The organism is Pseudomonas sp. QC2 (assembly GCF_002859085.1).
In the GTDB taxonomy this organism is placed as follows: Bacteria; Pseudomonadota; Gammaproteobacteria; order Pseudomonadales; family Pseudomonadaceae; genus Aquipseudomonas; species Aquipseudomonas petroselini.
Genome location: NZ_PKKS01000025.1, coordinates 183926 through 196036 on the forward strand (window position 1 = coordinate 183926; position 12111 = coordinate 196036).

The following is a 12111-nucleotide window of genomic DNA, read 5'->3' on the forward strand; positions in this document are numbered from 1 at the left end:
CATGGCTTGGCCGCGTGAATCGCTTGCAGACCATCGATGTAGGTACATTTCACGGTGTTCATCCTGACTCAACCCACCCGTTTTGCCGGGCTGTGGTAAAGGTCGGCGAACATATCGGCCATCGCTTCCTCGCTAGGCTCTTCTTGCATTTGCACGCTGACTGCGCGGCTGACCAACTGATGACGGCGCGGCAGATGCAGATCATCCGGGATCCGCGGTCCGTCGGTCAGGTAGGCGACCGGCAATTCATGACTGATGGCCAGGCTCAGCACCTCGCCCAGGCTCGCAGTTTCGTCGAGCTTGGTGAGGATGCAACCGGCCAGGCCACAACGCTTGTAACTGTGGTACGCAGCGGTAAGAACCTGTTTCTGGCTGGTGGTTGCAAGCACCAGGTAATTTTTCGACTTGATGCCGCGACCGGCCAGGCTTTCCAGTTGCATGCGCAACGCCGGGTCGCTGGCTTGCAGGCCGGCGGTATCGATCAGCACCACGCGCTTGCGCAGCAGCGGGTCGAGGGCGTTGGCCAGGGACTGGCCCGGGTCGACATGGGTCACCGATACATTGAGGATCCGGCCCAGGGTCTTGAGCTGTTCCTGGGCGCCAATGCGGTAGCTGTCCATGCTCACCAGCGCGATATTCTGCGCGCCGTACTTGAGCACATAGCGTGCGGCCAGCTTGGCCAGGGTGGTGGTCTTGCCCATGCCGGCTGGGCCGACCATGGCAATCACACCGCCCTCTTCCAGGGGTTCGATTTCCGGGGTGGCAATCATGCGCGCCAAGTGGGCCAGCAACATGCGCCAGGCCTGGCGGGGTTCTTCGATTTCAGTGGTCAGCGCCAGCAGGTCGCGGGACAACGGGCCGGACAAGCCGATGCGTTGCAAACGGCGCCACAGGTTGGCCTGTTGCGGCTTGCTGCCTTGCAATTGGGTCCAGGCCAGCGAGCCAAGCTGCACTTCGAGCAGTTCGCGCAAGCCGTTGAGTTCAAAGCGCATCGAGTCGAACACGCGCTGGTCAACAGCCGCAGCCGGGGCAGGCGCGGCCGGACGTGGCGGCTCTTTGAAGGTGGGCTCGACCAGCGGCTCGGCAGCGGTCAACGGCAAGCCGGCGAACAACTGGCGATTGGTGGTGGCATCGCTGTCGCCCCGCATGCTCAGCTCAGCCTGGGCCGAGACAATGCGCGAAGCGGTCTTGCGCAGCTCGTCTTCAAGCTCCATGTTCGGCACGCGTGGCGCCAGGGCCTGGGGGGTGTAATCCAGGGCAGCCGTCAGCTCGACACCGCCGGCAATACGACGGTTTCCGATAATCGCGGCGTCGGCGCCCAGCTCATCACGAACCAGTTTCATGGCCTGACGCATATCGGCGGCGAAAAAACGCTTAACTTGCATAACCCACTACCCTCAGCCGTTGGGCCCTACTGTCGCGACGATAGTCACTTGCTTGTTGTCAGGAATTTCCTGATAAGCCAAAACGTGCAAATTCGGTACTGCCAGGCGCCCAAACCGCGACAACATCGCCCGGACGGGGCCTGCCACCAGCAGGATCACCGGTTGGCCCTGCATTTCCTGGCGCTGTGCGGCGTCGATCAACGAACGCTGCAGCTTCTCAGCCATGCTTGGCTCCAGCAGAACGCCCTCTTCCTGGCCTTGTCCTGCCTTCTGAATACTATTGAGCAATATTTGTTCCAACCTTGGTTCCAAGGTGATCACAGGCAGCTCGGAGTCAAGCCCTACAATGCTTTGCACGATTGCACGCGACAATCCGACGCGCACCGCAGCCACCAAGGCGGCAGTATCTTGACTCTTGGCGGCGTTGTTGGCGATGGCCTCGGCGATGCTGCGAATGTCGCGTACCGGCACTTGTTCGGCCAGCAGCGCCTGCAGCACTTTGAGCAATTGCGACAACGACAGCACGCCCGGCACCAGCTCTTCGGCGAGTTTTGGTGAGGCTTTGCCGAGCAAACCCATCAATTGCTGGACTTCCTCGTGGCCGATCAGCTCATGGGAGTGCTTGTACAGAATCTGGTTAAGGTGAGTGGCAACCACGGTGCTGGCGTCCACCACGGTATAGCCGAGCGACTGGGCCTGGCTGCGCTGGCTGATTTCGATCCATACCGCTTCCAGGCCAAAAGCCGGATCTTTGGCGGTGATGCCATTGAGGCTGCCGAACACCTGCCCAGGGTTGATCGCCAGCTCGCGGTCCGGGTAGATCTCGGCTTCGGCCAGGATCACGCCCATCAGCGTCAAGCGGTAGGCACTGGGCGCCAGGTCGAGGTTGTCGCGGATATGCACAGTGGGCATCAAAAAGCCCAGGTCCTGGGACAGCTTCTTGCGCACACCCTTGATCCGCGCGAGCAATTGCCCGCCTTGGTTGCGGTCCACCAGCGGAATCAGGCGATAGCCGACTTCCAGGCCGATCATGTCGATCGGGGTCACGTCATCCCAGCCAAGCTCCTTGGTTTCCTGGGCGCGGGCCGGGGATGGCAGCAGCTCCTGCTGGCGCGCGACTTCCTGCAAGGCTTGAACCTTGACGGCGTTCTGCTTCTTCCAGAACAGGTACGCACCGCCACCGGCCAGCGCAGCCATGCTGAGGAACGACACGTGCGGCATGCCCGGCACGATGCCCATGATCGCCATAATGCCCGCCGCCACGGCCAGCGCCTTGGGCGAGGCGAACATCTGGCGGCTGATCTGCTTGCCCATGTCTTCGGAGCCCGAAGCACGGGTCACCATGATCGCCGCTGCTGTGGATAACAACAGTGATGGCAATTGCGCCACTAAACCGTCACCGATGGTCAGCAAGGCGTACACCTTGCCCGCATCGCCGAAAGTCATGCCGTGTTGGAAGATGCCGACTGCCATGCCGCCGATGAGGTTGATGAACAGGATCAGCAGGCCCGCAATGGCGTCACCGCGCACGAATTTACTGGCACCGTCCATGGAGCCGTAGAACTCGGCTTCCTGGGCGACTTCCAAACGGCGGGATTTGGCTTGGTTCTGGTCGATCAGGCCGGCGTTGAGGTCGGCGTCGATGGCCATCTGTTTGCCGGGCATGGCGTCGAGGGTAAAGCGCGCGCTCACCTCGGAGATCCGCCCGGCGCCCTTGGTCACCACCACGAAGTTGATGATCATCAGGATCGCAAACACCACGATACCGACCACGTAGTTACCGCCGATCACCACCTCACCGAAGGCCTGGATCACCTTACCGGCGGCGGCGTGGCCGTCCTGGCCGTGGAGCATGACCACACGGGTCGACGCCACGTTCAGCGCCAGGCGCAACAGGGTCGCGACCAGCAAAATGGTGGGGAATACCGCGAAATCCAGCGGTCGCAAGGCGTAGACGCACACCAGCAGCACCACCACCGACAGGGCGATGTTGAAGGTGAAGAACACGTCCAACAGGAACGGCGGCATCGGCAACATCATCATTGCCAGCATGACCAGCAACAACAACGGCACACCCAGATTGCCCCGCGAGAGGTCAGTCAGGGTGGTACGGGCCGTGCCGAACATTTGAGAGCGATCCACCACCGGTATTCCTCGTTTCCTTGAAGCAAACTTTTGACGCCGGGAGGCGTCCTGCAGGCGGTATTGCAAGAAGCCTTCCAACTTTTGTCTTGAGGGCGTAGATGGCTGCAGACGTCTGATTTTTAAGGGGTGCGACCCCAATCAAATGTGGGAGGAGGCTTGCTCCCGATTGCAGTGTGTCGGGCCAAGAACAGGCCACTGACACACCGCTATCGGGAGCAAGCCCCCTCCCACATTTGGATTGGTGTGCATCCGTAGCCCGCTCTAGCCGTTGCGCAGCTGATGGAGGCAGGGCGATTGTTATCAGATGAACGTTTACAGAACCCGTATGTTTCCGGCCTGCGGGCCCTTCGGTCCGTCCGCAATTTCGTATTCTACTTTTTGGTTCTCTTCCAGGGTTTTGTACCCATCCGATTGGATCGCCGAGTAATGGGCGAAAACATCTGCGCTTCCATCATCCGGAGTAATAAAGCCAAACCCCTTCGTCGCGTTAAACCACTTCACAGTACCCGTTGCCATTGCCGTTCTCCTGACTTGCGGGATAAAGCTCACTGCGGATGCATAGACCGCATCGCGCCCATGGATTCTCTGGACCTCCACCCGCAAGCCCACGGAAAGCTGAATGCATCGCGAAACCATGAAGTCCACTCGCACATCGTCTTCACCGTTTTCCAGGGCAATCAAACCCATCCCGGATTTCTCGTCGTAATATTTGACAGTGCCTCTGACCGCCTTCAAAACCACTCTCCCTGCCTCTCATCTACAGCCTTCGCGCAGTGCTTTAGGCAATAGAACCGCGAGAACGCCCCAGTGACTACTGTCAAAGTTGACAGGTAGACAGGCATTCATGACGAGTGGTCGCCAACAGAAATCAGGAATCGCGGCGCAATTCCGGCGGGATTGGCAGGTCTTTGAGCGGATCCGGGCGTTTGCCCTTGCCCGCGCGGTACTGGCGAATCTGATAGACATAGGCCAATACCTGCGCCACGGCCAGGTACAACCCGGCAGGGATTTCCTGGTCGAGGTCGGTGGAGTAGAAGATCGACCGCGCCAGCTCCGGCGACTCCAGCAGGAGGATGTCGTGGGCCACCGCAATTTCACGGATTTTCAACGCGGTAAAATCGCTGCCCTTGGCCAGCAGCATCGGCGCGCCGCCCTTCTCCGGGTCGTACTTGAGGGCCACGGCGTAGTGGGTCGGGTTGGTGATGATCACGTCGGCGTCGGGCACCGAGGCCATCATCTTGCGCTGGGACATTTCCCGCTGCAGCTGGCGAATGCGCTGCTTGACCTCGGGGCGGCCTTCCTGGTCCTTGTGCTCATCGCGCACTTCCTGCTTGGTCATCAGCAGTTTCTTGTGGCTTTCCCACAGCTGGATCGGCGCATCCACCGCCGCGATGATGATCAGCCCGGCCGCCATCCACAGCGCGCTCCAGCCCACCACCTGCACGCTGTGGATGATCGCCGACTCCAGCGGTTCATGGGCAATGCGCAGCAGGTCGTCGATGTCGGACGACAACACCATCAACGCCACAAACAGGATCAGGATGAACTTGGCCAAGGCCTTGAGCAGCTCCACCAAGGCCTTGGCGGAAAACATGCGCTTGAGCCCGGCACCGGGGTTCATGCGGCTGAATTTGGGCGCCATGCTGCCGGCAGCGAACAGCCAGCCACCGAGGGCGACCGGGCCAATCAGCGCGGCCAGCAGCAAGGTGATCAGGATCGGCTGCACCGCCAGGATCGCGATCTTGCCGGAGTGCAGCAGGTACTGGCCCATGGCGTCGGGGTTGAGCAGCACTTCACGAGGCAAGGCGAAGTTGTGCTTCATCAGCTCCATCAAGTCCAGCGCCAGGCCACCGCCGTAGATCAGCAAGGCGCCGGAGCCGGCCATCATGGTGGCGACGGTATTGAGCTCTTTAGAGCGCGCAATCTCGCCCTTTTCCCTGGAGTCCTTTTTGCGTTTCTCCGTGGGGTCTTCTGTTTTGTCCTGACCACTCTCGCTCTCGGCCATGGCTCAGCGCGCCCGTGCCAGGTCACGTAAGAACTGCAAGGCGTCGGTCGCCAGCGGTTGATACTGATTGAGAATGTCAGCCAGGCCGACCCAGAAAATCCCCATGCCCAATACCAGGGTCAACGGGAAACCGATCGAAAAGATGTTCAGTTGCGGCGCCGCACGGGTCATTACGCCAAACGCAATATTGACCACCAGCAACGCAGTAATGGCCGGCAGCACCAGCAACAGCGAGGCACCCAACACCCAGCCAAGCCGCCCCACCACTTCCCAGAAATGGTTGACCACCAGCCCCGAGCCCACCGGCAAGGTGGTGAAGCTTTCGGTCAGCACCTCGAACGCCACCAGGTGGCCGTTCATCGCCAGGAACAGCAAGGTCACCAGCATGGTCAGGAACTGCCCGATCACCGCCGCCGACACGCCGTTGGTGGGGTCGACCATGGACGCGAAGCCCATGCCCATCTGGATCGAGATGATTTGCCCGGCAATCACAAACGCCTGGAAAAACAGCTGCAGCGAGAAGCCCAGCAGCGTACCGATCAGGACCTGCTCGGCGATGAGCATCAGGGCACTGAGGTCCAGCGCATTGACCGGCGGCATCGGCGGCAGGCCAGGCACGAGCACCACCGTAATAGCCACGGCGAAATACAAGCGGATCCGCCGTGGCACGAGGGTCGTGCCGAACACCGGCATGGCCATCAACATGGCCGTTATCCGGAACAGCGGCAAAATGAAGGACGCCACCCAAGTGCTGATCTGGGTATCGGTCAATGCCAGCAAGGATTGCATCGGGTCAGCCGATCAACTGCGGAATACTGCCGTACAGCTGCAGGATGTATTCCATGAAGGTCTGCACCAGCCACGGGCCGGCGACGATCAGGGTGACCAGCATCACCAGCAGGCGCGGCAGGAAGCTCAAGGTCTGTTCGTTGATCTGGGTCGCGGCCTGGAACATCGCCACCAGCAGGCCCACCAACAGGCTCGGCACCACCAGCACGGCGACCATCACGGTGGTCAGCCACAGCGCTTCACGGAACAGGTCGACGGCGACTTCGGGAGTCATTGCGCTATACCCCGCCGAAACTACTGGCCAGGGTGCCGATAATCAGCGCCCAGCCGTCCACCAGCACAAACAGCATGATCTTGAACGGCAACGAGATGATCAGCGGCGACAGCATCATCATACCCATGGCCATCAGCACGCTCGCCACCACCAGGTCGATGATCAGGAACGGGATAAAGATCATGAAGCCGATTTGGAACGCCGTCTTCAATTCGGAGGTGACGAACGCAGGCACCAGGATGGTCAACGGCGCCTGGTCCGGGGTGGCGATGTCGGTCCGCTTGGACAGGCGCATGAACAGCTCAAGGTCGCTGGAGCGGGTCTGCGACAGCATGAAATCCTTGATCGGGCCCTGGGCCTTGTCGATGGCGTCCTGGGCGGTCATTTTTTCCGCCAGGTAGGGTTGCAGGGCTTGCTGGTTCACCTTGTCGAACACCGGCGCCATGATGAACAGCGTCAAGAACAAGGCCATGCCGGTGAGGATCTGGTTCGACGGCGTCTGCTGCAGGCCCAAGGCCTGGCGCAGGATCGAGAACACGATGATGATCCGCGTGAAGCTGGTCATCAGCATGACAAACGCCGGGATAAAGCTCAGCGCGGTCATGATCAGCAGGATCTGCAGGCTGACCGAATACTCCTGCGCCCCCGCCGCGTTGGTCCCCAGCGTAATGGCCGGGATCGACAACGGGTCGGCGCCGAACGCCAATGGCGTCGCCAGCAACAGCATGAGCGTCAATAAAACGCGCATTACTTCTTATCCTTCTGATCCTTGCCCAGCAACTCCATCAGGCGCTGGGCGAATTCTGGCGTGGCGGGCTTGGACGAGTCCACGTTCACCGGAGTCTTGAGCACGTGCAAAGGGGTGATGCGGCCGGGGGTGATGCCCAGCAGGATCTGTTCCTCACCCACTTGCACCAGCACCAGCCGATCACGCGGGCCGAGGGCGCGCGAGCCGATCAGCTCGATGACCTGGGCGTTGCCCGGGCCGACGCTCTGCACTCGACGCAGCAACCAGGCCAGCACGAAGATCAAGCCGACCACCAGCAACAGCCCGAGCACCAGCTGGGTCAATTGCCCGCCCAGGCCAGTGCCTACCGGCGCAGCGGCCGCGGCCTGAGCCACCGGTTCGGCCGCCCAGGCGTCCAATGGCAGCGCGACTAACAGTCCCACCATCAGCCGTTTCATATCAGCGCAGCTTCTTGATGCGTTCGCTCGGGCTGATCACGTCCGTCAGGCGGATGCCGAACTTTTCGTTGACCACCACCACCTCGCCATGGGCGATCAGGGTGCCGTTGACCAGCACATCCAGCGGCTCGCCGGCCAGGCGGTCAAGCTCGATCACCGACCCCTGGTTGAGTTGCAGCAGGTTGCGGATGTTGATGTCAGTGCTGCCCACTTCCATGGAGATCGACACCGGGATGTCGAGAATCACATCCAGGTTCGGGCCATCAAGGGTCACTGGGTCATTGTTCTTCGGCACGCTGCCGAATTCTTCCATCGGCAGGCGCTTGCCGGCCGGTGCAGTGGCGGCATCAGCGGCCAGCAGTGCATCGATATCGTCCTGGCCAACATCGCCGGTTTCTTCCAATGCCGCTGCCCATTCGTCAGCCAGGGCCTGGTCTTCGGCGGAAGTGATTTCTTGTTCGGTAGCCATTACATGTCCTCGGCGGAGCAAACATTCATAAATAGGGGTGCATCAACAGCGGTGGCTCAGCGACGAGTGATCGACTCCACCACCTGCAGTGCCAGGTTGCCCTTGTGGGAACCCAGCTTGACCTTGAACGACGGCACGCCATTGGCGCGCATGATCATTTCTTCCGGCAATTCGACCGGGATGATGTCCCCCGGCTGCATGTGCAAAATATCGCGCAAGCGCAACTGGCGACGGGCCACCGTGGCGCTCAGCGGCACGTCGACGTCCAACAGGTCTTCGCGCAGGGCCTTGACCCAGCGTTCGTCCTGGTCGTCGAGGTCTGACTGGAAACCGGCATCAAGCATCTCGCGCACCGGCTCGATCATCGAGTACGGCATGGTCACGTGCAGGTCGCCGCCACCGCCATCGAGTTCGATGTGGAAGGTGGACACCACAATGGCTTCGCTGGGGCCGACGATGTTGGCCATGGCCGGGTTCACTTCCGAGTTGATGTACTCGAAATTGACTTCCATGATTGCCTGCCAGGCTTCCTTCAAATCGATGAAGGCTTGCTCCAGCACCATGCGCACTACCCGCAACTCGGTGGGGGTGAATTCACGGCCTTCGATCTTGGCGTGACGGCCGTCACCGCCGAAGAAGTTGTCCACCAGCTTGAACACCAGCTTGGCGTCGAGGATGAACAGCGCGGTACCGCGCAGCGGCTTGATCTTGACCAGGTTGAGACTGGTAGGCACGTACAGCGAGTGCACGTATTCACCGAATTTCATCACCTGCACGCCACCCACCGCCACGTCCGCCGAACGGCGCAGCATGTTGAACATGCTGATACGGGTGTAGCGGGCAAAACGCTCGTTGATCATTTCCAGGGTCGGCATGCGTCCACGGACGATGCGATCCTGGCTGGTCAGGTCATAACTTTTGACACTGCCGGGTTCGGCAGCCATTTCGGTCTGTACCAGACCATCGTCGACGCCATGCAACAGTGCGTCGATTTCATCCTGGGACAGCAGGTCCTGCACGGCCATGTCGTGATCCTACTGCAATACGAAGTTAGTGAAGAGCGCCTGCTCGATCACGACTTTGCCGAGCTCTTTCTGGGCCACTTCCTGCACGCTGGCAGTGACCTTCTGGCGCAGCATTTCCTGGCCCACCGGGGTGGCGAGTGTGTCGAAGCTTTGGCCGGAGAACAGCATCACCAGGTTGTTGCGGATCACCGGCATATGCACCTTGAGGGCATCCAGGTCCGACTGGTTGCGCGCCAGCAAGGTGATGCTCACCTGCAGGTAGCGTTGACGACCGTTCTGATTGAAGTTGGCGACAAAGGCCGGGAGCATCGGCTCGAAGATTGCCGGTTGCTTGACGTTGCTGGCGGTTTCGGCAGCGGGGGCCGGTTTGCTGGCGCTGCTGTGCATGATGTACCAGGTGCCACCCACCGAAGCGCCGATGGCCAGGAGCAGGCCCAGGACTATCAACAGGATAAGCTTGAGCTTACCTTTTCCTGCGGGTGCTTTTGCTGCGTCGTCGCTCTTCGCCATGCCAATAATCCGTCACTATTCGGGGATTCATAGATCTACGGAAAGGCAAGAGCAAGTGTTATGCCAGAGTTGTCTGAAGTGGGGGACGTACGGACGCGGCAAGTCAAATTGTGGGAGGGGGCTTGCCCCCGATAGCGGTGTATCAGTCACCCATGTTTCAGCTGACAACCCCTCATCGGGAGCAAGCCCCCTCCCACATTTCATCCAGCGCAAAAATCAGATCAGGCGTAGTAGTCGACGGCGCTGGAGCCGATCACCGTCGACGTTACCGGCGCTACCGCTTCAGCCACATCAACAGGGCTACCGCTGTCGCCGTTATCGCCACCCCGACCGCCGCTGCTGCTCACGCCACGGGTCTGGGCCTGTTGTTGCTGCTGCTCCTGGCCACGGGACTGGTCGGAGACATTGACGTCCACCTGCCCCATGCCCTGCTGGGCAAACATCTCCCGCAGACGGCCGGACTGGCTTTCCAGCGCTTCACGCACCACCGGGTGGGCGCTCATGAAATTGACTTGGGCCTGCTGGTCGGCGGTCATGTTGACCTTGATATCCAGGCGGCCGAGCTCAGCGGGTTGCAACTGGATCTCCGCCGACTTGAGGTTGGCGCTGGACAGGTACATCACACGGTTGACGATCTCATCGGTCCAACCGCTCTGGTGCATGGCCAACGGCGCATTGGTCACCGGCGGCAAAGCGTTCACCGTTTTCGGCGTGGCCGCTTGCGTCAACGCAGCCAGACGGTTGGCGAAGTCATCGACACGGGTGTCGCTGCTGGCGTTCTTCAAGTCTTTAAGGCCATCTTCGATCAGCCCGCTGAACGCCTTGTCGCCGCCCTGGTCGGTGCTGTCCTTGGTCGCTTGCTGGTCGACCATATTGGCCAGGCCAGCGGCAAAGTTCTGCGCGGCGGTCGGCTGATCCTGAGTCGGTGCCGGTGCGGCCTTCGCCGAGGCCTGGCTGCTGGCCGACACATGCCCACCCTGCTCCATCGCCAGGCGCACGGCCGGCATGGCGTCCAAGGGGTCGGCCTCCGGATCGAAGGCCGGCTTGGCCGCCTCGGTCGCGGCGACCGGCGCTGCAACCACCGGCTGAGCGTTGTCATCCTTGGCTGTGGTGACGGGCGCCGGGGTCTCAACCGGCACCGGCACGGCCACCGGGGTGACGGTGGCAATCAATGCCGGGTCGACCACCGGGTCAACCGGAGGCTGCTGCACCAAGGTCGGATCGGCCGGCGCGTCGTCATCTTTGCTGGCGCTGTCGTCGGTCTTGGCCGGCGGGCTGGCAGGCAAGGTATTGCCGCTATCGGCAACCGCTGGTGTGCTGGCGGCAGGCTTGTCATTGCCTGATGCCGGCTTGGCGCTGGCGTCGGAAGGCTTGTCCCGCGTGGGTTTGGGCGAGTTGTCGTCGGCTTTGGCTGCGGGTTTGGCGCCTTGGCTGGCGAACACTTGAGCGAAGCCAGGGCCCTTGTCCCGTGGGTCCGCAGCCACCGCCGGTTGATTGGCGGCGGGCGCTTGAGGCTTGGCCGCGGGGGCAGCCTGCAGGAGGGAATTCGGGGCGACTGGCATAGGTAAAGGTCTCCACTGCATGGGGATCGGGGATGCAGTATCTAGAGGTAGAGCAAGAGTTGGGCCAGGTTTTGATTTTACGGGTACCTATCCGTTGTGTGGGTAACGGCTGATCGGGGTCCGCCCCAGCACTCGGCACCTCGCCTGGGCTCGATGTGCCCCAGATCACGATCATAAGCAGGCTGATATCTACCTGATGGATGGAGATCAAACGGTGGGAGGGGGCTTGCCCCCGATTGCAGTGTGTCAGCTAATACACCTGCAACTGCCCTACTGCTATCGGGAGCAAGCCCCCTCCCACATTTAACCGAGATCGACAGTAAGAACCCGGCAGGACGACGGGTTAGCCGCTGTAAGCGCGGCCCCCTAAGTAGCCGTTACCGCAGCAACGGATATGTACACAACCTCAACTCAAATCTGAAAGCGCTGCCGCTCCGTCTCATACAACGGCTTCACCAACGCAAACTCCCGATCAATCTGGTCCACCAACTCCCCCAAATCACCAGCCCCAGCCCCAACCGACTCAACCTCCAGCCGCTGGCACAACTGCGCCAACCGCACCGCGCCAAGGTTCCCACTGCTCCCCTTGAAACTATGCGCAATCCGCCCCAACGCCTTGGCATCATCCCTGGCCTTACGCAACGCTTCGACGCGTTTCTGGGAGTCATCAAGAAAGGTATCGAGCAACTTGGGATACTCACCCTCCATGACTTCCTGCAAACCCGACAACACATCAGGGTCCAGATGTAGATCAACCACTTG

13 protein-coding genes are annotated in these 12111 nt (G+C 61.0%); all 13 read right to left on the reverse strand.

The window, feature by feature from the left end:
• Positions 1–68: 68 nt before the first annotated feature.
• Positions 69–1385 (reverse strand): flagellar biosynthesis protein FlhF, encoded by a 1317-nt coding sequence (flhF, locus tag QCBJ_RS27395; protein WP_015885175.1) that lies wholly within the window; start codon positions 1383–1385, stop codon positions 69–71.
• Positions 1386–1397: 12 nt separating this feature from the next.
• Positions 1398–3512: a flagellar biosynthesis protein FlhA gene (flhA, locus tag QCBJ_RS27400; RefSeq protein ID WP_370879642.1), complete on the reverse strand. Its 2115-nt coding sequence runs from the start codon at positions 3510–3512 to the stop codon at positions 1398–1400.
• A 330-nt stretch (positions 3513–3842) separates the two neighbouring features.
• Entirely contained in the window at positions 3843–4046 is a 204-nt protein-coding gene (locus tag QCBJ_RS27405) for a cold-shock protein (RefSeq protein WP_102062042.1), read from the reverse strand.
• Positions 4047–4398: 352 nt separating this feature from the next.
• The gene (gene flhB / locus QCBJ_RS27415; RefSeq protein WP_064052733.1) at positions 4399–5535 is read right to left on the reverse strand and encodes a flagellar biosynthesis protein FlhB; all 1137 of its coding nucleotides are present in this window, start codon (positions 5533–5535) and stop codon (positions 4399–4401) included.
• 3 nt (positions 5536–5538) lie between these two features.
• Complete coding sequence (fliR, locus tag QCBJ_RS27420; protein WP_043205710.1) at positions 5539–6324, reverse strand: flagellar biosynthetic protein FliR; 786 nt, start codon at positions 6322–6324, stop codon at positions 5539–5541.
• A gap of 4 nt (positions 6325–6328) precedes the next feature.
• Positions 6329–6598: a flagellar biosynthesis protein FliQ gene (fliQ, locus tag QCBJ_RS27425; RefSeq protein WP_010208761.1), complete on the reverse strand. Its 270-nt coding sequence runs from the start codon at positions 6596–6598 to the stop codon at positions 6329–6331.
• Positions 6599–6602: 4 nt separating this feature from the next.
• Positions 6603–7346 carry a flagellar type III secretion system pore protein FliP gene (gene fliP / locus QCBJ_RS27430; protein WP_015885180.1) on the reverse strand — a complete coding sequence of 248 codons (744 nt, stop codon included), beginning with the start codon at positions 7344–7346 and terminating at the stop codon, positions 6603–6605.
• Positions 7346–7783, reverse strand: a complete 438-nt coding sequence (gene fliO / locus QCBJ_RS27435) for a flagellar biosynthetic protein FliO (RefSeq protein ID WP_046036033.1) — start codon at positions 7781–7783, stop codon at positions 7346–7348. The genes fliP and fliO overlap by 1 nt, the downstream gene beginning before the upstream one ends.
• A gap of 1 nt (position 7784) precedes the next feature.
• On the reverse strand, positions 7785–8252 hold the full coding sequence (gene fliN, locus QCBJ_RS27440; RefSeq protein ID WP_015885182.1) for a flagellar motor switch protein FliN: 468 nt from the start codon (positions 8250–8252) through the stop codon (positions 7785–7787).
• A 56-nt stretch (positions 8253–8308) separates the two neighbouring features.
• A complete protein-coding gene (gene fliM, locus QCBJ_RS27445; RefSeq protein ID WP_015885183.1) occupies positions 8309–9277 on the reverse strand; it encodes a flagellar motor switch protein FliM in 969 nt (322 codons plus the stop codon).
• Positions 9278–9286: 9 nt separating this feature from the next.
• Positions 9287–9787, reverse strand: a complete 501-nt coding sequence (fliL, locus tag QCBJ_RS27450) for a flagellar basal body-associated protein FliL (RefSeq protein WP_015885184.1) — start codon at positions 9785–9787, stop codon at positions 9287–9289.
• Between the two features lie 221 nt (positions 9788–10008).
• A complete protein-coding gene (locus QCBJ_RS27455) occupies positions 10009–11349 on the reverse strand; it encodes a flagellar hook-length control protein FliK (RefSeq protein ID WP_102061985.1) in 1341 nt (446 codons plus the stop codon).
• Positions 11350–11760: 411 nt separating this feature from the next.
• Complete coding sequence (locus QCBJ_RS27460) at positions 11761–12108, reverse strand: Hpt domain-containing protein (protein WP_093543716.1); 348 nt, start codon at positions 12106–12108, stop codon at positions 11761–11763.
• Between the last annotated feature and the right edge of the window lie 3 nt (positions 12109–12111).

What these genes read in the sequence shown, in the direction of transcription:
- flhF (WP_015885175.1), bottom strand. Translation starts at nt 1,385, where the DNA reads ATGCAAGTTAAGCGTTTTTTCGCCGCCGATATGCGTCAGGCCATGAAA.
- flhA (WP_370879642.1), bottom strand. Translation starts at nt 3,512, where the DNA reads ATGTTCGGCACGGCCCGTACCACCCTGACTGACCTCTCGCGGGGCAAT.
- QCBJ_RS27405 (WP_102062042.1), bottom strand. Translation starts at nt 4,046, where the DNA reads ATGGCAACGGGTACTGTGAAGTGGTTTAACGCGACGAAGGGGTTTGGC.
- flhB (WP_064052733.1), bottom strand. Translation starts at nt 5,535, where the DNA reads ATGGCCGAGAGCGAGAGTGGTCAGGACAAAACAGAAGACCCCACGGAG.
- fliR (WP_043205710.1), bottom strand. Translation starts at nt 6,324, where the DNA reads ATGCAATCCTTGCTGGCATTGACCGATACCCAGATCAGCACTTGGGTG.
- fliQ (WP_010208761.1), bottom strand. Translation starts at nt 6,598, where the DNA reads ATGACTCCCGAAGTCGCCGTCGACCTGTTCCGTGAAGCGCTGTGGCTG.
- fliP (WP_015885180.1), bottom strand. Translation starts at nt 7,346, where the DNA reads ATGCGCGTTTTATTGACGCTCATGCTGTTGCTGGCGACGCCATTGGCG.
- fliO (WP_046036033.1), bottom strand. Translation starts at nt 7,783, where the DNA reads ATGAAACGGCTGATGGTGGGACTGTTAGTCGCGCTGCCATTGGACGCC.
- fliN (WP_015885182.1), bottom strand. Translation starts at nt 8,252, where the DNA reads ATGGCTACCGAACAAGAAATCACTTCCGCCGAAGACCAGGCCCTGGCT.
- fliM (WP_015885183.1), bottom strand. Translation starts at nt 9,277, where the DNA reads ATGGCCGTGCAGGACCTGCTGTCCCAGGATGAAATCGACGCACTGTTG.
- fliL (WP_015885184.1), bottom strand. Translation starts at nt 9,787, where the DNA reads ATGGCGAAGAGCGACGACGCAGCAAAAGCACCCGCAGGAAAAGGTAAG.
- QCBJ_RS27455 (WP_102061985.1), bottom strand. Translation starts at nt 11,349, where the DNA reads ATGCCAGTCGCCCCGAATTCCCTCCTGCAGGCTGCCCCCGCGGCCAAG.